General features: G+C 62.2%; 17 protein-coding genes and 1 tRNA gene. 8 read left to right on the top strand and 10 right to left on the bottom strand.

Going from position 1 to position 20133, the window contains the following annotated elements:
• Positions 1-126 precede the first annotated feature (126 nt).
• From BFN67_RS21990 to BFN67_RS21980, 3 genes are read right to left on the bottom strand one after another with little or no spacing between them, the layout of a single operon-like run.
• The gene (locus BFN67_RS21990) at positions 127-780 is read right to left on the bottom strand and encodes an alpha/beta fold hydrolase (protein WP_139789291.1); all 654 of its coding nucleotides are present in this window, start codon (positions 778-780) and stop codon (positions 127-129) included.
• Positions 781-830: 50 nt separating this feature from the next.
• Positions 831-2777, bottom strand: a complete 1947-nt coding sequence (locus tag BFN67_RS21985; RefSeq protein WP_080921590.1) for an acetyl/propionyl/methylcrotonyl-CoA carboxylase subunit alpha — start codon at positions 2775-2777, stop codon at positions 831-833.
• 10 nt (positions 2778-2787) lie between these two features.
• The gene (locus BFN67_RS21980) at positions 2788-4395 is read right to left on the bottom strand and encodes a carboxyl transferase domain-containing protein (RefSeq protein WP_080921589.1); all 1608 of its coding nucleotides are present in this window, start codon (positions 4393-4395) and stop codon (positions 2788-2790) included.
• 112 nt (positions 4396-4507) lie between these two features.
• Here BFN67_RS21980 and BFN67_RS21975 point away from each other — a divergent pair, with 112 nt between their 5' ends.
• Both BFN67_RS21975 and BFN67_RS21970 read left to right on the top strand, forming a co-directional pair.
• On the top strand, positions 4508-4762 hold the full coding sequence (locus BFN67_RS21975) for a type II toxin-antitoxin system HicA family toxin (protein ID WP_080921588.1): 255 nt from the start codon (positions 4508-4510) through the stop codon (positions 4760-4762).
• Positions 4759-5127, top strand: a complete 369-nt coding sequence (locus BFN67_RS21970) for a type II toxin-antitoxin system HicB family antitoxin (RefSeq protein ID WP_080921587.1) — start codon at positions 4759-4761, stop codon at positions 5125-5127. The genes BFN67_RS21975 and BFN67_RS21970 overlap by 4 nt, the downstream gene beginning before the upstream one ends.
• Here the strand turns inward: BFN67_RS21970 and BFN67_RS21965 are convergent.
• The 4 genes from BFN67_RS21965 to BFN67_RS21950 form a co-directional block, all read right to left on the bottom strand.
• Positions 5124-6287 (bottom strand): isovaleryl-CoA dehydrogenase, encoded by a 1164-nt coding sequence (locus BFN67_RS21965; RefSeq protein ID WP_080921586.1) that lies wholly within the window; start codon positions 6285-6287, stop codon positions 5124-5126. The genes BFN67_RS21970 and BFN67_RS21965 overlap by 4 nt on opposite strands.
• On the bottom strand, positions 6256-7623 hold the full coding sequence (locus BFN67_RS21960) for a glucoamylase family protein (protein ID WP_245295370.1): 1368 nt from the start codon (positions 7621-7623) through the stop codon (positions 6256-6258). Before BFN67_RS21960 ends, BFN67_RS21965 begins: the two co-directional genes overlap by 32 nt.
• A 9-nt stretch (positions 7624-7632) precedes the next feature.
• On the bottom strand, positions 7633-8745 hold the full coding sequence (locus tag BFN67_RS21955; protein WP_080921584.1) for a pyridoxal phosphate-dependent aminotransferase: 1113 nt from the start codon (positions 8743-8745) through the stop codon (positions 7633-7635).
• 157 nt (positions 8746-8902) lie between these two features.
• Entirely contained in the window at positions 8903-10051 is a 1149-nt protein-coding gene (locus tag BFN67_RS21950) for a porin (RefSeq protein ID WP_080921583.1), read from the bottom strand.
• 480 nt (positions 10052-10531) lie between these two features.
• Between BFN67_RS21950 and BFN67_RS21945 the strand changes: the two genes are divergently transcribed.
• The 3 genes from BFN67_RS21945 (at position 10532) to BFN67_RS21935 (ending at position 13349) form a co-directional block, all read left to right on the top strand.
• Positions 10532-10622 (top strand) — tRNA-Ser (locus tag BFN67_RS21945).
• A 333-nt stretch (positions 10623-10955) separates the two neighbouring features.
• The gene (locus BFN67_RS21940; protein ID WP_080921582.1) at positions 10956-12074 is read left to right on the top strand and encodes a porin; all 1119 of its coding nucleotides are present in this window, start codon (positions 10956-10958) and stop codon (positions 12072-12074) included.
• A gap of 234 nt (positions 12075-12308) precedes the next feature.
• Complete coding sequence (locus BFN67_RS21935; RefSeq protein WP_192856898.1) at positions 12309-13349, top strand: tyrosine-type recombinase/integrase; 1041 nt, start codon at positions 12309-12311, stop codon at positions 13347-13349.
• 308 nt (positions 13350-13657) lie between these two features.
• Here BFN67_RS21935 and BFN67_RS21930 read toward each other — a convergent pair whose 3' ends face one another.
• Positions 13658-15709, bottom strand: a complete 2052-nt coding sequence (locus BFN67_RS21930; protein WP_080921581.1) for a lytic transglycosylase domain-containing protein — start codon at positions 15707-15709, stop codon at positions 13658-13660.
• Between the two features lie 167 nt (positions 15710-15876).
• Between BFN67_RS21930 and dapA the strand changes: the two genes are divergently transcribed.
• Positions 15877-16758, top strand: a complete 882-nt coding sequence (gene dapA / locus BFN67_RS21925; RefSeq protein WP_080921638.1) for a 4-hydroxy-tetrahydrodipicolinate synthase — start codon at positions 15877-15879, stop codon at positions 16756-16758.
• 25 nt (positions 16759-16783) lie between these two features.
• A complete protein-coding gene (gene smpB / locus BFN67_RS21920) occupies positions 16784-17263 on the top strand; it encodes an SsrA-binding protein SmpB (protein WP_080921580.1) in 480 nt (159 codons plus the stop codon).
• A gap of 906 nt (positions 17264-18169) precedes the next feature.
• Here smpB and BFN67_RS21915 read toward each other — a convergent pair.
• A complete protein-coding gene (locus tag BFN67_RS21915; RefSeq protein WP_080921579.1) occupies positions 18170-18838 on the bottom strand; it encodes a uracil-DNA glycosylase in 669 nt (222 codons plus the stop codon).
• A 12-nt stretch (positions 18839-18850) separates the two neighbouring features.
• A complete protein-coding gene (locus BFN67_RS21910; RefSeq protein ID WP_080921578.1) occupies positions 18851-19438 on the bottom strand; it encodes a LabA-like NYN domain-containing protein in 588 nt (195 codons plus the stop codon).
• A gap of 288 nt (positions 19439-19726) precedes the next feature.
• On the opposite strand from BFN67_RS21910, the gene rpoZ reads away from it, so the two are divergent.
• Positions 19727-20122 (top strand): DNA-directed RNA polymerase subunit omega, encoded by a 396-nt coding sequence (rpoZ, locus tag BFN67_RS21905; protein WP_080921577.1) that lies wholly within the window; start codon positions 19727-19729, stop codon positions 20120-20122.
• The last annotated feature ends 11 nt before the right edge of the window (positions 20123-20133 follow it).

The following is a 20133-nucleotide window of genomic DNA, read 5'->3' as shown; positions in this document are numbered from 1 at the left end:
TGTTTTCATTTGAATTGGATGCGTCACACCAATGTCGCGAGTATGATTGACGATACGGCAGAGACGTAGAAGACGCTCTCATCCTCGCTGATGGGCTGTCATTGCTGGATTACTGTTGCTGGTTGCTCAAACCTGAGCCAGCAATATTTCGGTTAGAGCCTCGGGATTCAATCGCGCTACATTGTGCCCGCAATCGAGAGAAAACGTCGACCATTCCGGGTCCTGGTTTAAGCGTTGATAAAGATCGAGGAATGGACTTCCTTCCCATCCATGCGCGCCGACGAAGATCTTGCGCCGCACCTCACGCCAGCGCCCGCTGAGTTTGATCGATTGGAGAAACGTCCCCATCGGATGCGGTCGGCAACGCGGGTCGAGACTGGGAGGGGGCGCGCAGTTTAGTCCGTCAACCTTTGCACCTGCGACGAACATGTCCCGGAAGCGAGGCGTCGTCAGCGACCAGACGGAGTCATCGGAATCAGGCACATAGGCATCTACATAGACCAATGCCCGGATCCGCGAGGGCTCTATGTCGGCCGCGCCACTCACGATCATTCCGCCGTAGGATTGTCCAACAATGACCAGGTCGTCGCGATGCGACCTGACAATGTCAACGACCTCACTTATGTGAGTTTCAAGATTGGCCGTAGGGGCAGGCGTGTCGCCGAGTCCGGAGAGAGTGATCGGTAACGCCTTGTGCCCGTGCGCTGCAAGTATGTCCGCTACCCTTTGGTAGACCCAGCCGCCCTGCCAGCCCCCAGGTATCAGAATAAAGGTGGCCATATCATTCATCCCTGACTTCGACACTTAAAAGGAGGAGCAGCGGGCAACTGCTAATCGGCGTTCTCTTCCACAAATTTCACCAGCACGGTGCCGTCGCCCACCTGTCCGCCTTCCGACACGATCTCGGCCACCACGCCGTCATGCGGCGCGACAATGGTGTGCTCCATCTTCATCGCTTCGAGGATCAGAAGCGGCTGGCCCTTGGCCACCGTCTCGCCCTTGGCGGCCCTGACCAGCTTTACCAGCCCCGGCATCGGCGCGCGCAGGCTGCCCGTTCCGCCGGCCTCACCGGCTTTCGCCAGTGGATCAAAGAGGGCGAAAGTATAGGCGGCCGCGCCCTGGAACATCGTGACATGCCCCGGCCAGAGCGCCGGCCGCCCGGAGGCTGGCCAAACCCGGCGCAAGCCGCCATCCGCCGTTTCGAGATCGACATGGATGCTGCCGTTTTCGACGCCGACCCGTGCCGAAATCTCCCGTTCGCCGAATTTCAGCGCAAGCCGTCTCGGCGTGGAATGAAAATGCGCGTAGCCGGCCAGCGCCGACCACGGATCACCGGATACCGGCCGGTTGTCCAGCCCCGAAGCCGCAAGCGCGGCGGCGGCAACGATGCCGTCGGACAATGGCGGGACGGTGGTGAGATCATCCTGCCTGCGCCCGATAAGCCCGGTATCGACATCGCCGGCAGTGAAAGCGGGATCGGCGGCAAGGGCGGCAAGGAAAGCGGTATTGACGGTCGACCCGGCAATTTCCGTGTTGTCGAGAGCATGGCGCAACGCGGATAGCGCCGACGCGCGATCCGCCCCATGCGTCACCAGCTTGGCGATCATCGGATCGTACCACGGCGAAATCGCATCGCCCTGGCGAACGCCGGTCTCGACGCGCAGCTCCGGCCCGGTTTGCGGGAATTTCAGATGATATAGCGTGCCCGTCGCGGGCAAAAAGCCCCGTGCGGCATCCTCCGCATAGAGCCGCGCCTCGAAGGCGTGACCGTTGAGCGAAATCTTCTCCTGTGTCAGCGGCAGCCGCTCACCGGCCGCCACGCGCAACTGCCATTCCACAAGGTCCAGCCCCGTCACCATCTCCGTCACCGGATGCTCGACCTGTAGCCGCGTGTTCATTTCCATGAACCAGAAGCGGTCGGGTCTCAGGCCCTGCGATGCATCGACGATGAATTCGATGGTTCCGGCGCCGGAATAGGCGATGGCCTTGGCCGCCGTCACCGCCGCTTGCGTCATCGCCGCGCGCATGTCCGCCGTCATGCCGGGGGCGGGGGCTTCCTCGATCACCTTCTGGTGGCGGCGTTGCGCCGAACAGTCGCGCTCATAGAGGTGAACGGCATTGCCGAAATTGTCGCCGAACACCTGCACCTCGATATGGCGCGGCTTGTCGACATATTTTTCCACCAGCACGCGGTCGTCGCCGAAGGCGGCCTTCGCCTCGCGCCGCGCGGCTGAAAGCGCCTCGGCGAATTCGTCGGGGTCGGCGACGCGGCGCATGCCCTTGCCGCCGCCGCCGGCGCGCGCCTTGATCAGCACCGGATAGCCGATCTCACGCGCCTTGGAGGCGAGCACGACGATCTCCTGCGCTTCGCCATGATAGCCGGGAACCACCGGCACGCCGGCTTTTTCCATCAGCCGCTTGGCGGCGTCCTTGAGCCCCATGGCGCGGATCGAAGTGGCCGATGGGCCGATGAAGGTCAGCCCGGCAGAGACAACGCGGTCAACGAAATCGGGGTTTTCCGAAAGGAAGCCATAGCCCGGATGGATCGCCTCGGCCCCGCTCGTCAGCGCGGCGGCAATGATGCGCTCCGGGTCGAGGTAGCTTTCCGCAACAGGTGGCGCGCCGATGCGCACCGCCTCGTCGGCCATTTCGACATGCAGTGCCCGCGCATCGGCATCGGAATAGACGGCGACCGTGGCGATGCCCATGCGCCTTGCGGTGCGGATGACGCGGCAGGCGATCTCGCCGCGATTGGCGATCAGGATCTTCTTGAACATGGCCACGTCCTTACATCCTGAACACGCCGAATTTCGTTTCCGGGATCGGCTGGTTGAGCGCCGCAGAAAGCGACAGCGCCAGCACGTTGCGGCTTTTTGCCGGGTCAATGATGCCGTCGTCCCACAGCCGTGCCGAGGAATAGAGCGGGTGGCCCTCGCGCTCGTATTTTTCCAGGATCGGGCGCTTGAATTCGGCCTCTTCCTCGCTCGACCACGCACCGCCCTTGCGCTCGATGCCTTCGCGCCTGACCTGCGCCAGCACCATGGCCGCCTGTTCGCCGCCCATCACCGATATGCGCGCATTCGGCCACATCCACAAAAAGCGTGGCGAATAGGCCCGTCCGCACATGCCGTAATTGCCGGCGCCGAAGGAACCGCCGATGATCATCGTCACCTTCGGCACCTGCGCCGTGGCCACCGCCGTCACCAGCTTGGCGCCGTCCTTGGCGATGCCGCGGGCCTCATACTTGCGGCCAACCATGAAGCCGGTGATGTTTTGCAGGAAGACCAGCGGGATTTTCCGCTGGCAGGCGAGTTCGATGAAATGCGCTCCCTTCAAGGCGCTTTCTGAGAAAAGCACGCCATTATTGGCGAGGATGCCGACCGGCATGCCGTGCAAATGCGCGAATCCCGTCACCAGAGTCGTGCCGTAATTGGCCTTGAACTCGTCGAACTCCGAGCCATCGACCAGACGCGCGATCACCTCGCGCACGTCATAGGGCTGGCGAAGGTCCGTCGGCACGATGCCGTAAAGTTCATGCGGATCGTGAAGCGGCGGGCAGGGTTCGCGAAGATCGAGCGCGATCTCCTTCTTTCGATTCAGGTTTTTGACAATCCGCCGCGTGATGGCCAGAGCGTGTTCGTCGTCCACGGCCAGATGGTCGGCGACGCCGGATTCGCGCGTGTGCAGGTCCGCCCCGCCCAGTTCTTCCGCGCTCACCGTCTCGCCGGTGGCCGCTTTCACCAAAGGCGGGCCGCCGAGAAAGATGGTCGCCTGTCCGGCGACCATGATCGATTCGTCGGCCATCGCCGGCACATAGGCGCCGCCCGCCGTGCAGGAGCCCATGACGCAGGCGATCTGCGGAATGCCGGCGGCGCTCATATTGGCCTGATTGTAGAAGATGCGGCCGAAATGCTCGCGGTCGGGAAAAACCTCGTCCTGGTTGGGCAGGTTGGCGCCGCCCGAATCCACCAGATAGATGCAGGGCAGGTTGTTCTGGAGCGCGATTTCCTGCGCCCGCAAATGCTTCTTCACGGTGATCGGATAATAGGTGCCGCCTTTGACGGTGGCGTCGTTGACGATCATCATCACCTCGCGGCCCTCGACCTTGCCGATGCCGGCAATCATGCCGGCCGAAGCGATATTGTCGCCATACATGCCATGAGCGGCGAACTGGCCGATTTCGAGGAAGGGCGAGCCGGCATCGAGCAATTGCGCCAGACGGTCGCGCGGCAACAGCTTTCCGCGCTTGACATGGCGCGCCCGCGCCTCATCCGATCCGCCGCGCTGGACGTCCGCCGCCTTGGCGGCCATGTCGTCCACCAGCGCCCGCATCTTTTCGGCATTGGCGCGGAATGTTTCGGAGGAGGGAGAGATTTGCGAGGAGAGGACGGCCATTGACATACCTATGATGATATCATAAATTGATATCGTATCGAAGATTAGCTGCGCACGACGTGCGGCCTTCACGAAAGCCGGCTTTTTGTCGGCCGTTCATTGGGAGGTTCGCATGAACGCCAAGCATCGCAGGGTTCTGGTAACAATTTTTACCGATCCGGTCAGCGGCTCGATCAAATGGCGCGAAATCGAGGCAATGCTGGTCGCGATGGGTGCCGGGATATCCGAGGGCAGTGGTTCGCGGATACTGGTCGTAATGGGTAAGAACCGAGCTGTTTTTCATCGGCCACATCCGAAACCCGATACTGACAAGGGAGCAGTGAAGGCCGTAAGGCGCTTCCTGATTAATGCGGGAATAAGACCATGAGACCTTACAAGGGCTATGTCGCTGAAATCTGGTATGAAGAAGACGACACCGCATTCCACGGCATCGTTCAGGGTATTCGTGACACCGTTCATTTCGAAGGCAATTCTTCCGAGGAATTTACGCAGGCCTTCCACGACAGCGTTGACGATTACCTTGCCTTCTGCAAGGAGCAGGGTGTAGAGCCGCAAAAGCCATATTCGGGCAAACTGGCCCTGCGCACGACCCCGGAAATTCATGCACTTTTGAGCAAGGCGGCTGCCCATGACGGCAAGTCCGTCAATCAATGGGTTTCCGATACGTTGGCCGAAGTCGCCCGTAAGCGGGTCGATGAAGGATCGACGAAGGTACGCACCCGTACGCATTAGCTATCCTCCGCCATCATCTCGCGGCCGATCAGCCAGCGCCTGATCTCGCTGGTTCCGGCGCCGATCTCGTAGAGCTTGGCGTCGCGCAGCAGCCGCCCGGTCGGGTAATCGTTGATATAGCCGTTGCCGCCAAGAAGCTGGAGGGCGTCGAGCGCCATCTGCGTGGCCTTTTCGGCGGCGAACAGGATGCAGCCGGCGGCGTCCTTGCGCGTCGTCTCGCCACGGTCGCAGGCCGCCGCCACTGCATAGACATAGGCGCGCGCGGCGTTCATCGTGGTGTACATGTCGGCCAGCTTGCCCTGCACGAGCTGGAAGTCGCCGATGGCCTGCCCGAACTGGCGCCTGGTCTGCACATAGGGCACGGCGACGTCCAGGCAGGCGAACATGATGCCGAGCGGCCCGCCGGCCAGCACCGTGCGTTCGTAGTCGAGGCCCGACATCAGCACTTCGACGCCCCGGTTCTCCTCGCCCAGCACGTTCTCGAACGGCACCTCGACGTCCTCGAACACCAGTTCGCCGGTGTTGGAGCCGCGCATGCCGAGCTTGTCCAGCTTTTGCGCCACCGAGAACCCCTTCATGCCGCGCTCGATGAGCAGGGCGGTGATGCCGCGTGAGCCCATCGTCGGCTCGGTCTTGGCGTAGACCACCAGCGTGCTGGCGTCCGGCCCGTTGGTGATCCACATCTTGTTGCCGCAAAGCACGTAGCGGTCGTTCTTCTTGTCGGCGCGCAGCCGCATAGACACCACGTCCGAGCCTGAACCGGGTTCCGACATGGCAAGCGAGCCGACATGCTCGCCCGAACAGAGCGCAGGCAGGTATTTCTCTTTCTGCGCCTTGGTGCCCCAGCGGTTGATCTGGTTGACGCAAAGGTTGGAATGCGCGCCATAGGAAAGGCCGACCGAGGCCGAGGCACGGCTGATTTCCTCCATGGCGACGACATGGGCGAGATAGCCCATTCCGGAGCCGCCGAAATCCGGGTTGGCGGTGATGCCGAGCAGGCCGAGCGCGCCGAGTTCGGCCCAAAGATGCGCGGGAAATTCGTTGGAGCTGTCAATCTCGGCGGCCAGCGGCGCGATCTTTTCCTGCGAAAAGCGCCGCGCCATCTCGCGCAGCGCCCCGATCTCTTCGTCAAGCCCGAAGTCGAGCGTGTTCGTGTACATGCCGTTCCTCCTGCTTGATTGTTGCGCCAGCCTCGTGATTTGTCACCTTGGCAGGTGGCTCTGTCGGCATATGCGGTGTCGAAAAGCCGAGCCGCATGAGGCCGCGTCGCACTTCCGGCGCGCGCATGAACAGGTTCCACAGCAGGCCCGTGCGATAATTCTCGATCATTGCCACGATCGGCCCCTGGTTGACCGCCAGATAGCTGCGCGCGAACCAGTTGCGGCTTTCGCTGAACGCATCGACGAAGCCGAACCGGCCCCAGATGCGGCGGCGCGGCCGTTTGAGGAAGCCGCGCAGCGCCTGCATCGCCTCCGCCGGCGCATAAGGAAAACTGGAAAGTGCTGCACTCGGCGTAATCACACCAAGGTCGTGGTCGGGGGCATGCGCGCCGTAGCGGCGCGGGCCGTGGCTTGAGGTCAGGCCCCAGCAATCGGCCCCGTAGCCCGCATAGCCGTGTGGATTAAGCACGCAATGCCGCTGGTTGATGAGGGTATGGCGAACATTCTGCTGCCAGTAATCGGCGTGGCGATCCTTGAGGCCGCGTGGATCGAGCCCGCAGAAGGAGTAGTGCGCGAAGAACAGCGGCCCGCCGAAATTCATGCCGAGCGGCAGGGCGATGCCGTGATAATCGCGGCCGTTACGGAAACCTTCGCTGCCGGCAAAACCGCTGTGGAAGACTTGCGGGTCGACAGGGTGCCGGGCTGAGCCTGCCGCCAGCACGAAGGCCAGCAGGCATTCGTTCCAGCCGCCGATCGGATGCCCCATCGCCCAGCCATGTTTCGGGCTCCAGTGCCAGTAAAGATGGTTCCCGCCGCGCGTGAACCACGCCCAATCGGCCTCGGCCAGCAGGCGGTCGATGCGTTGGCGAAGCCGTGTCCGGGGTTCGTCCGCCCCGGCAAAATATTCGCGCGCGCAGATCAGGCCCTGAAACAGCAGCGTCGTCTCGACTATATCGGCTCCGTCGTCCCTGTAGCGGAACGGCACCGTCTCGCCGGTGCGGCCATTGACGAAATGCGCAAACATGCCGCGATAGCGCGGCGTGCATTCGAGCAGGTCGAGCATGGCGTGCAGCCGCGAAAGCGCCGCATCCGGCTCCACCCAATGGCGCTCCGTGGCAATCACGATCGCCATGACGCCGAATCCCGTGCCGCCGATGGCGGCGAGATCGTTGTTCGGATCGGCGGTGGTTTTCTGGCGGTCGCGCGCCAGCCCGCTGACCGGATGCGCCCCCTCCCAGAAGAAGCGCGCCGTCTGCCGCTGCACGATGTCCAGCAGGGCATCGTCGGCCATCCCGGAAGCGTCGGGCGGCAGGTTGGATGCCGGGTGGAGGGCCAATGGCCTTGCTCACCCGCCGCGCGCGGCGGCCAGCGCCTTCGGCAGTTCCTCGGCCAATATGTCGAGTTCGTGGTCGAGGCCGACGCTGATGCGGATGCAGCGGTCCAGCACCGGCGCCATCGGCTTGCGCACGAACACGTCGCGGGCAATCAGCCCTTCCAGCACTTTCAACGCGAAAGCGCCGTCATGCCCGCAATCGACGGTGACGAAATTGGTCGCCGAAGGCAGCGGCTTCAGCCCGTTCTGCGTCGCGATGGCGGAAATCCGCATGCGCCCGGCCGCAACTCTCTCCACCACCGACCGCAGCCAGGCCTGATCGGCCAGCGCCTCGATCCCGGCGATCTGCGCCATGCGGCTGACGCCGTAATGATTGCGGATCTTCTCGAAATCGCGGATCGCACGCCGGTCCGCCACGGCAAAGCCGCAGCGAATGCCGGCAAGCCCGTAGGCCTTGGAAAAGGTGCGGGTGCGAATGACGTTCGGCCGCGCCACATCGATGGCAGGCAAGGCCGAAGCGGGGCCGAGTTCGCCATAGGCCTCGTCGAGCACCAGCATGGTGGTTGGCGGCAGCGCCTCGATGAAGTCCTGCACTTCGCCTGCTTCCCACCAGCTCCCCATCGGATTGTCCGGGTTGGAAAGATAGACCAGCGGCGCCTTTTCGCGCCGCACGGCTTCCAGCAGGCCGTCAAGATCCTCCCTGTCGTCGCGATAGGGCACCGTGAGCAGCCGCCCGCCGACGCCGGCTATATGGAAATTGAAGGTCGGATAGGCGCCAAGCGACGTCACCACCGCGTCGCCCGGCGCGACATACATGCGCGCCACCAGTGCCAGAACGCCGTCGATGCCTTCGCCGATGACGATGTTTTCGGGCGATACGCCAAGATGCGCCGCCGCCGCTTCTTTCAAGTCGTGATTGTCGGGGTCGCAATACATCCACATGTCGCCCGCCACCTTCGCCATGCGCTCCACCACGCGCGGCGAGGGGCCGAAGCTTGATTCATTGGCGCCGAGCCGCGCGCGAAAAGGCTTGCCGCGCGAACGCTCCTGCGCTTCCGGCCCGACAAAGGGCACCATTTCGGGAAGCGCGCCGACCAACGGCGTCAGGGAAGGGCGGGTCTGCATGGGTCGTGAAGCCTTTGAGCGCGAAGTCCCCGATTTGCTATCGCGCCTGCGTGGCGCGCGCAAGCGCCGCGGGACGAAGCAGGCGTTTCAATACCCCCAAAACAAAAAACCCGGCGGTTGCCCGCCGGGTTTCCTGAAAGAACGGAATGAACCGGTCTTAGAAGTTGCGCTGGAAGCGGATGACGCCACCGATGGAGTCTTCGTCTTCCAGGCCGGTCCAGGAGCCATACTTGGCCTGGTTGTCGAAGCTCTGGTTGACGTAGTCAACTTCGGCCGTGACCTTGAAGCCGGGAACGACTTCGTAGGCAACGTTCGCCGCCACACCGAGGGTCTCGGAGTCGTCATACGAGACCTGCAGGTTCAAAGCAGTCTTCTCGTTGACCTGGTAGCTGCCGCCACCCCAGACAGCCCAATTGCCGCCCCAGGGCTTGTAGAAGTTGCGGTCGATCTCGTCGTCGGTGCCGTAGCCGCCCATGATGAACAGGGTGAGCTGCTGGGTAGCGTTGACGTCCAAACGAACCTTGCCGGCCCATTCTTCGTAGTTGCTGTTGTAGGCAACCACGCCGGAGATGCCACCCCAACCCTGGGTGTACTTGGCGCCGAGCACGACATGCGGCATGTAGCTGTCGATGACGTCGTCAGCGAGAACATAAGTATCACCCGGACGGCGGACCAGCGAATAGCCGTCGTCATTGCCCTGCTCGAACGACACCAAGGCCGAGAAGCCGTTGCCGGCATCGAAGGTGTAGCTGATCAGGTTGGTGCGGAAGCCGCCGTAAGGCACCAGCGTATCGTTGATGACGTTGCCGGCATAACCGGTGAACGTGTCGTAAGCCGATTCATCGAGACCGATGCGCAGGCCGCCGAGCTGCATCCATGCGAAGTGCACGTCAACGCCGTTGCCGCCACGACCTTCCCAGCGGTCCTGACCGTCCGTGTAGTTGAAACGGGTCTCGGTGAAGGTCTTCAACGTGCCGAGCTCGGTTTCCGAAGCGGTGTAGGTGTGCAGCGCGAAGCGGGCCTGCTTGTGCCAGGTGTCGTTGTCGCTGCCATCCATACGGTCAGCAGTGCGGTCGCCGGTGAACGAACCGATCTCACCGAAGCCGGCGTCGTAACGCAGATAACCGCCGATGCGCAGGCAGGTCTCGGTGCCGGGGATGTAGAAGTAGCCAGCGCCGTACACGTCGCAGATCTTGACGTATTCAGCGGGTTCCGGTTCGGCGTAGACGACAGCGTCGGCGGCGCGCGCACCGGAGACTGCGAGCAGAGCCGCAGCGGAGCCAAGCAGAAGGCTCTTGATGTTCATTTTCTGACCTCCAGTCAAAAGTTTAAAAACGGGTCTGGGTATTTTTGCTGAAGGACAGCGTTCCCTGCCCCATCCCCACTACTGAAAAAGCTGCGCACCGCGCCCCTTCTTCGAATCCGACATTACCCATCGGTCGGCGCCGTTCAACCGCGATCATGCCGACGAAAGCGCCCGGCGGCTGCTATGCGCAAGCCATGTTGCACAAATGACACGATTTGCCGCCTGATGATAAGCAATCCTTAACCATCGCGGCCGGGAAACCCTTGGGAATCGATCGAAGGCCGGCGAATCCGGAAGGCGGCATGCAGAATCACGCGGCTCGCGATTGAAACGGCCGGCCGCTTCCTGCTCGCCAGGCCGGCAAAACCGGCCTCTATCCCTTATAATATAAGGAGACGGGGCTTCCGGGAGCTTTTTTCGGCGATTCCATCCGGTGCTTATTGATTGTGCCCCGCCTTTTCTTTATCCAGCCGGTGCGCCGGAGAGGTGGCCGAGTGGTCGAAGGCGCTCCCCTGCTAAGGGAGTAGGCCTCAAAAGGGCCTCGTGGGTTCGAATCCCATCCTCTCCGCCATCCTGCTTCGTGCTTCGGGTGGCAGGCGATAATATCCGTACGAAACATTGAGGGCGCGGTTGGGCCTTGGAAATATGCTGCATGCACCCTCATGGTGAGGCGCGTAGTGAAGCGAAGCGCAACGAAGCCTCGAACCACGAGGGCGATCCCGGTTGTGCGTCGTTCGAGACGGCGGCTTGTGCCGCCTCCTCACGATGAGGGAGGAGGATGCACAGACCGCAGGACCAATGCCGGAATCTCTCCTGTCGAAAAGCGCATTGAAAATAAGGACATAATAAATTCTCCGGTAAGTCATGGCGCCCTTGCCGTTCGATTCTGACTGGAGGTCAGAAAATGAACATCAAGAGCCTTCTGCTTGGCTCCGCTGCGGCTCTGCTCGCAGTCTCCGGTGCGCGCGCCGCCGACGCTGTCGTCTACGCCGAACCGGAACCCGCTGAATACGTCAAGATCTGCGACGTCTACGGCGCTGGCTACTTCTATATCCCCGGCACCGAGACCTGCCTGCGCATCGGCGGTTACGTCCGCTATGACGCTGCCTATGGCGATCAGGGCTCTTTCACGGGTGACCGCACGACCGACCGCCTCAATGGCAAGTCACAGGACACCTGGCACAAGAATGCCCGCTTCACGCTGAACACCTGGACGGCTGAAGAGACCGAACTCGGCACGTTGAGGACCTTCACCGAGACCCGCATGAACTTCGCCGGCTCGAACTACAATGGCGCTAAAAATAATATCGACATCCATTTCGCATGGTTGCAGCTCGGTGGCCTGCGCATCGGTCTCGATGAGTCGTCCTATGACACGTTCACCGGTTATGCCGGCAACGTCATCAACGATACGCTGGTGCCTTACGGCGGCTTCAAGACCAACCTGATCAGCTACACCTTCGACGCCGGTAACGGCTTCTCGGCCATGGTCGCGTTGGAACAGGGCAACGACGACCAGTATTCGGCGTTCGTGGTTGACGATAACATCATCGACAGCGCCATGCCGCATGTCGTTCTCGGCGCCAAGTACACCCAGGGCTGGGGTGGCGTCTCCGGTGTGGTTGCCTACAACAGCAACTACGAAGAATGGGCCGGCAAGGTTCGTTTAGACGTCAAGGCTACCGACCAGCTCTCGCTGTGGATCATGGGCGGCTACGGTACCGACGACAATATCGACCGCAACTTCTACAAGCCTTGGGGCGGCAACTGGGCTGTCTGGGGTGGCGGCACCTACCAGGTCAACGAGAAGACTGCTTTGAACCTGCAGGTCTCGTATGATGATAGCTCCAGCCTCGGTGTGGCGGCGAACGTTGCCTACACCGTTGTTCCGGGCTTCACGGTCACGGCCGAAGTTGACTACGTCAACCAGAGCCTCGCCAATCAGGCCAAGTATGGCTCCTGGACCGGCGCGACCGACAAGGACGCGATCGGCGGTATCATCCGCTTCCAGCGCAGCTTCTAAGGTCTGAAGCCGTGTAACTGAAAAAGAACCCGGACGCTCTGGTGTCCGGGTTCGTCTGTTTCGTGATTGGGCTTGGGACGAAAAAGATGGGGGTGAATCTGTAGCTGAACGGGATTTGTGGGACCATTCGTGGGATTTGCCGCAAGGCGAATGAATGAAAACCGCAAGCTCAACTCTTGAAAGGACTCCTTCGTGCAGATAGGGAACTCCTATCCAATCGGGGGTTTGGACATAATGGCGAACGACGCGTTTCAAGAGCGGGGGCTCTCTGAACAATTTTCGGCTTATTCTTCTGAACGTGCGAAGATAAAATATCATCTGAACGCCGTTCGAGAAGTAAAGTCGTACAGGATCGGCGAACTCTTTTCGGCATACAGAGACATTTTATGGGATGACGGACGCCACAAATACAATGTGAGCTCCTTTATCGGCGAGATCGACGAGATCTTCCTTGGCGAGCGTTTCAGTACGTTCGATCAAGCCACCCTCGATAACCTTATCGGAACCTTGCGCCAACGCGGCAACAGCAACGCGACCATCAATCGGAAGATGGCCGCACTCAGCAAATTGCTGCGCAAGGCATACAAGATGGGGGATATCCACAGCCTGCCCGAATTCCGCCGCCAGAAGGAGCGGGCCGGGCGAATCCGCTTCCTCGAACGGGATGAGGAGGCGCGGCTCTTTGCCGCTATCCGCAGCCGCAGCGAGGATGCCTGGCGGCTCTCCATCTTTTTGGTCGATAGCGGCTGCCGCCTCGGCGAGGCGCTGGGGCTGATCTGGAACGACATTCAGGAGCATCGCGTCTCCTTCTGGCTCACCAAGTCCGGGCGCAGCCGCACCATTCCCCTGACCGATCGGGCGAGGGAGGCGTTGATCTTGTCCGATGAGGGCGGCCGGCGGCCAAAAGGGCCGTTCGCCATGCTCAACCAGCCGCAATTCCGCGCCATCTGGAACGAGGCCAAGGCCGAGGTCGGCCTGGGCACCGACACGCAGGTGGTGCCGCATATTCTGCGCCACACCTGCGCGTCACGGCTGGTTCAGGGCGGCATCGACATTCGCCGTGTGCAGATGTGGCTCGGGCACCAGACCTTGCAGATGACCATGCGCTACGCCCACCTTGCCGCCAACGATCTCGACAGTTGCGTGGTGGTGCTGGAAGCCCGGCCGAAACCTGCCGCGCCGAAAGCGGCGTGCGAGGCGCCGAAGCCGGAGCCGAAACCGCGCGCCAACCGCAAAAGCGCTGCCCCGGCCGCGCGCAAGCGCGAGGTGAAATAGGCAAGGAGCGGGACTGGCGGATAATACCAACGGTCATTTTGAATGATCGTTGGAGCGCGCGACTGCGCGCCGCGCCCGTTGGCGCGAAAGCCAAGTGGCCCGGATGGGCCGCGCCGGCGATTGAGGCGGCCTGGATGTGTCAACATCCAGGCCCACCGGTATTAAGTGGCCTCACCAAGCGCCCTCATGGTGAGGCGCGCAGTGAAGCGAAGCGCAACGAAGCCTCGAACCACGAGGGCGGTCCCGGTCGTGCGTCGTTCGAGACGGCGGCTTGCGCCGCCTCCTCACGATGAGGGAGGTGGATGCGCCTACCCACGCCCGTTCACAAGGTCGCCGGCAATGTCGAAATGGCCGGTGAGGCGCATTTTGTAGACCTCGTAATTCTCCATCACCCGCTGCACATAGTTGCGCGTCTCGGTGTAGGGAATGCGCTCGATCCAGTCGACGACGGTATCGAGATCCTTGCCGCGCGGGTCGCCATAGCGCGCCACCCACTCGGCGGCACGGCGCGGGCCGGCATTGTAGCCGGCGAAGGTCAGCACATAGGAGCCGTCGAAGCGGTCGAGCTGCTGGCCGAGAAAGGCGGAACCCAGTTGCGCATTATAGCCGGGGTCGGCCGTCAGCATGACCTTGGAAAAGGGCAGCCCGGCCTTCTTGGCCAGTTGCGCGGCGGTGCCGGGCATCAGTTGCAGCAATCCTTGCGCGCCGGCGCTGGACACGGCGGAGACGTTGAACTCGCTTTCCTGCCGCGCGATCGCATAGGCTAGCGCCTTGCCGGACGCGGAAACGTCGGCATCGTCGGGGATGACGCCCAGCGGGTGCGACAGCGCCCCGACATCGATGCCGCGCCCGGCGGCGATCTTGCCGATCCTGAGCGCCAGATGGTGATCGCCCTGCGCCTCGGCCATTGCCGCCAGCAGCGCTACTTCGCCGGGGCCGGTCAATTCGCCCGCCAGATCGCGATAGAGCGCATGGGCATAGCGCTCGAAGCCGGCCGCCTGAAGCCGCCTGATCGCCAGCACCGCCTCGCGCTGCGCGAAAGCCGCGCGCTCCGCCTTGCTCGGCACCGGCGCTGCGATGTTGAGCGTCTGCTCGCCGATGCGCTCGCCCGCCAATTGCCCGTAGAAGGTCGTGCCATAGGCCGCCGCCTTGCGGTAATAGGCCTTTGCGTCGCCTGGCGCGCCGGCGTCCACCGCGCGGCCGAGCCAGTAATAGGCGCGCGACAGCGAGATCGGGCCTTCGGCAAGGGCGGCGATGCGGGCGAAATGCCTGGCCGCGCGTTCGGGTTCGTTCAGGCCGCGCAGCGCGTACCAGCCGGCGTGAAATTCGGCGTCCGCCGCATTGGCCGCGCTTTCGGCGGCATGGTCGGCGGCGACACGATAGGCGGTTTTCATGTCACCCTGATCGGCAAGCTCGCGCGAAAGCACGCGCCGTTCCACCCACCAGGCATCGCCGTCGACCAGCGCCTCGCGGTCGCGCGGGGCCTTGGCCATGATGGCGGCGGCATCGCGGAACCTGTGCTTCTTGCGCAGATATTCGGCCTCGGCGAAGAGATAGCCCGCCGAACGCTGGCCGGCGGGCACCGCTTTCAGCAATTCGCCGGCCTTGCCGTCCTGGCGGATCACCGCCGCCCAGGCTTTTGCCAGGCCTTCCGCCCTTGCCGGTTTGGCGACGCGCAGGGCGGAATTGACCCGGTCGGCATAAAGCATGCGCTCCATGCGGAAGCGATGAACGGAAACCGGAATGATCGCGCCGAACTCGGCGATCATCGCCGCCTCGTCGCCGGCGCCCAGCTTTGCCGTGCGCCAGAACGGGGCGAGCACGCTGATGGCGGCCTGCTGGTTGCCCCGGCCGATATAGGCGCGCGCCAGCAGGGTCACGCCTTGCATGGTTTCGGGCTGGCGCCCGTCAAAGGCGCGGATAACGGCGTCGGGTGCGGGATTTTCCCGATAGAGAGCGCGTTCTTCATTGCGGCGCAGCGTTGTCATTCCCGGCCAGTCGGGCAGCATTTTCATCACCGCAGCGATGTCGGCGCCCGGCACCGCATCGCCGCCATAAAGCGCGATCGTCCAGGCCAGCACATGCCGGTCGAGCGAGTTCGCCGGCAGGGCGTCGCGGATGCCGCGCGCAAGGCCGATATTGCCGGTGCTGAGCGCCTCGAGTCCGTTTTGCAGCCGCATCGATGCGGGCGAGGCCATCCGCTCGGGCAGGGCAGGGGCAATGGCTGCCGCGGGCGCGACTGCCGGAGGCGAAGCGGGCGATGTGGGGCCGGCTTCCAGCGTGAGGCCGGCCGTCGCCAGCGCGGCCAGTGCGACCGCCGACACAAAAATCACCGGGCGATGGCCGCGCCTGATACTCATGCTGAAAAGTCCGGTCTCGTTTATCGGCTTTTCTTGCCGTGAAACGGTGTCGAGACTATGGTGCGCCGCCGCGCTTTGAGCTAAAGCCGAGTGGCATTGTTGCAGTAACGCCGATATTGCAACAATGCATGCAACAATCCCGATGAACCATGGAGCTTGACGAAATCATGCTGAGAGGCTCGCTGACCGCGCTCGTGACGCCGTTCGACAGTAACGGGCGTTTTGACGAGAAAGCCTTTCGCGATTTCGTGGAATGGCAGATAGAACAAGGCACTAAGGGGCTTGTCCCGGTCGGCACGACGGGTGAATCGCCGACGCTTTCGCATGAAGAGCATCGCCAGGTGATCAAGGTCTGCGTCGAGGTCGCGAAGGGCCGCGTGCCGGTTGTAGCCGGTGCCGGTTCCAACAATACCGAGGAGGCGATCGGGCTGGTGAAATTCGCCGAAAGTGTCGGCGCGGATGCGGCGCTTGTCGTCACGCCTTACTATAACAAGCCGACGCAACGTGGTATTTACGAACACTTTTCGGCTGTCGCGAAGGCGACAAGCCTGCCGATCATCATCTATAATATTCCGCCGCGTTCGATCATCGACATGAGCCCGGAGACGATGGGACGGCTGGCGAATACATACAACAACATCGCCGGCGTGAAAGACGCCACCGGCAAGGTCGAGCGCGTTTCGGAGCAGCGCGCCACCTGTGGCAAGGATTTCATTCAGCTTTCGGGCGAGGATGCCTCGGCGCTCGGCTTCAATGCCCATGGCGGTGTCGGCTGTATTTCCGTGACCGCGAATGTCGCGCCACGGCTGTGTGCCGAATTCCAGGAGGCAACACTATCCGGCGACCATGAAAAGGCGCTGGAACTGCAGGACCGTTTGCTGCCGCTGCACAAGGCGATCTTCCTTGATCCCGGTGTTGCCGGCGCCAAGTACGCGCTGTCGAGGCTCGGCCGCATCGAGAATGTGGTGCGCTTGCCGCTGGTGACGGCGGAGCCAGCCACGGCGGAGAAGATCGACGCCGCGATGAAGATCGCAGGCTTGATAAATTGAACGTGGAGGCCCATCTCTCCACGCCATGAACCAGGTCAGAAAAGCCGATCCCAACAACAAGACCGCTGCGGAAAACCGCAAGGCGCGGTTTTCCTATGAGGTGCTGGATACCATCGAGACCGGGCTGGCGCTGACCGGCACCGAGGTGAAGTCGCTGCGCCAGGGGCAAGGCAACATCCAGGAATCCTACGCCTCGGTTGAAGGCGGCGAATTATGGCTGATCAATTCCTACCTGCCGGAATATCTGCAGGGCAACCGCTTCAACCACGAGCCGCGCCGTCGCCGTAAACTGCTGGTTTCCAGGCGCGAACGCGCGAAACTCGCCCAAAGCGTCGAGCGCGAAGGCATGACGCTGGTGCCGCTGAAGATCTATTTCAACGATCGTGGCCGCGCCAAACTGCTGCTTGCCGTTGCGCGCGGCAAGAAACTGCACGACAAGCGCGCAACCGAGAAGCAGCGCGACTGGAACCGCGAGAAGGGGCGCCTGCTGAAAGAGCGCGGCTGAGCGCGATGGCTCCCGCTATTGCCGTTGTGCGCGGGTTCAGCCCTTTGAGGTCGTCCTCTCGAGCTTCACCTTGTATTGGCGATTGCGCCGTGCGTGCTTCGAGACGCTGGCATGGCCGGCTCCTCAGCATGAGGAAGGTAGGTGCGGCTCCAGTTTGCGTAGTGCGTCGTTCGAGACGGCAGCTACGCTGCCTCCTCACGATGAGGGAGGTTGTGTAATGCCGTCGCCTCAAAGCGAAGAAACGGGCGCTACATCAGCCCTCATCCTGAGGTGCGAGCTCCTGAGCTTGTCGAAGGGGCGAGCCTCGAAGGACGAGGGCGGCTCCAGTTCGCGTGGATGGAAATTTATCGCCTGCCGTAATCGATAAGAATAAATCCGTTGCCAATCAGGCGCTTGCCCTGTTAACGACAGTTTCCTTCTCCCCGCTTTGTCCACACCCGTCATCCTTCCCGCATAATCCGTCTCAGCAGCTTGCCAGCGGGAACGGGTGTGCACACTCGAGCATCCAGGCAAGTGTGGCGCCGGGTGTGTGATCCGTAACAGTGAACGGAACCGCCCGGCCCGAACCGGACCTGCGTTGCTCGCGCCCGCAAATGGGCGATGGGCCGGGAAAGGCAAGGGTAGAAACGCCGGCGGGCGCGGACAACCGTGCCATATAATTAAACTTAGGAGGTACGGCCCCGCGCCCGCTTCCCGACCTTTCAAGTTTGAAAGGTCCGTTCTTTGAAATGGCCAGACGGCATTTGCCGGGCGTGGCAATGAATAAGTGCGGCCTCAAGCCGGCGTCTGGCCATACGGGGTCCCCGCCAGCGACGAGCGCAGCGAGCGAGCTTAAGGGCGGGGCAAAAGACAATCAGGGCCGAAAGGCAGCGTGGCAACGAATAAATGCGAGCAGATTCCCGGACTCTATTCCGCAAGGAATCCCGCGATCTCCCTGAACACGCTGACGAACATGTCCTCGGTCAAGACCCCTGTATTGGTGTTGTAGCGCGAGCAGTGATAGCTGGAAAACAGCGTAAGCGCGCCAATCGTCTGGCGGCCGCCATGGCGAAACGGGTATGCCGCGACACGCTCGCCCAGCGCCCGCACCACCGATTGATGGGCAATGGTGCCAAGCGACAGCACGGCGCCGAGATTGGCGAAGTTCTCAATCGTGGCGGTAAGGAAATTGCGGCAGGTGGCGATTTCGGCGCCGACGGGTTTGTTTTGCGGCGGTACGCAGCGCACCGCATTGGTGATTGCCGTGCCGATCAGTTCAAGGCTGTCGTCCGGGCGGGCCTCGAAACGGCCGCGCGCCAAACCCTGCGCGATCATGGTGCTGTAGAGAAGATCGCCGGCATAATCGCCGGTGAAGGGCCGGCCGGTACGATTGGCGCCACGCACGCCGGGCGCAAGGCCGACAATGAGCAATTTGACGGCATGCGGACCTTCAGGTGGCAGAAATGTCGGCACCGGCGCGTTGAACCATGACGGTTCACGGTCGCGCCATTCCTCACGGAAGGCAACAAGGCGCGGGCAACGCGGGCAATCGCGAGGCGGTTCGGCGCGGGCAGGATCGGCTGTAATGGCATTCATGCTGCCACGGGCTCAATAATCGCCGTCGCCGTCGTCGTCGCTTGCAGGTTCAGGTTTTCGCGCCGGCCGTTCCGAAGGATCGCGGCCGATCTCGTTCTTCAGCGTCATCAGGTCGATGAAGTGGTCGGCCTGCCGACGCAGATCGTCCGAGATCATCGGCGGCTGCGAGGCCATTGTGGAGACGATCGACACCTTTCGGCCGCGCCGCTGCAGTGCCTCGACCAGAGTGCGGAAATCGCCGTCGCCGGAGAAGATGACATAGTGATCGACAGTGTCCGCAAGTTCCAGCGCATCCACCGTCAATTCGATGTCCATATTGCCCTTGATCTTGCGGCGGCCGCTGGCGTCCGTGAACTCCTTGGCCGGCTTCGTCACCACCTTGAAGCCGTTATAGTCGAGCCAGTCGATCAGCGGGCGGATCGAGGAGTATTCCTGATCCTCCACCAGTGCGGTGTAGTAATAGGCGCGCAACAGATAGCCGCGCTTCTGGAAATTCGACAACAACCGGCGATAGTCGATATCGAAGCCGAGCGAGCGTGAGGTGGCGTAGAGATTGGCGCCGTCTATGAAAAGAGCGATCTTCTCGCGTGGATCGAACATAGGAAAAGTCCTTTATGAAACAGGCAATATCTTAAATACGCACATGCCCCTGCCTGGGTTTCGCAAGACGAGCGTGCGATCTCAATTATCAAGGAAATAGCGCCGGATTCGCACCATTCCAAGAGGTCGAGCGCCCTGGATTACATATGTGATCGCTAATAAGTCGAGGCCAATTGTCTCATTCGCCCCGATGATGCGGCAAGGAGCCATAAAGCTTGTGTTTTTTCGGCAGCCGGGTTATGGCCTGCGCCAGTTTTCCGTCAAAGAAAAAGTATGAAAGGGGCATTCATGGCCCGCGTTACCGTTGAAGACTGCATTGACAAGGTCGACAACCGCTTCGAACTGGTCCTGCTGGCCGGCCATCGCGCTCGCCTGATCAGCCAGGGCGCGCAGATTACCGTTCCGCGCGACAATGACAAGAACCCGGTTGTCGCCCTGCGCGAGATCGCGGACGAGACGCTGTCGCCCGGCGATCTCAAGGAAGATTTGATCCACTCGCTGCAAAAGCACGTCGAGGTCGATGAGCCGGAGGCCAACGAGGCGCTTCCCGATCAGGCCGCGGTGGCAACGGCAGCCGATTCCGACGAGCCGGAGGAAAGCATCACCTTCGACCGCATGTCGGAAGAGGACCTTCTGGCCGGCATCGAAGGGCTGGTTCCTCCGGAGAAAAGCGACGACTTCTAACAATCGCGCTA

The sequence above is a fragment of the Manganibacter manganicus genome, assembly GCF_002075885.1.
GTDB lineage: Bacteria > Pseudomonadota > Alphaproteobacteria > Rhizobiales > Rhizobiaceae > Mesorhizobium > Mesorhizobium manganicum.
The sequence above is the reverse complement of the archived record's forward strand: the minus strand, read 5'-3'. Positions and strand labels throughout refer to the sequence as shown.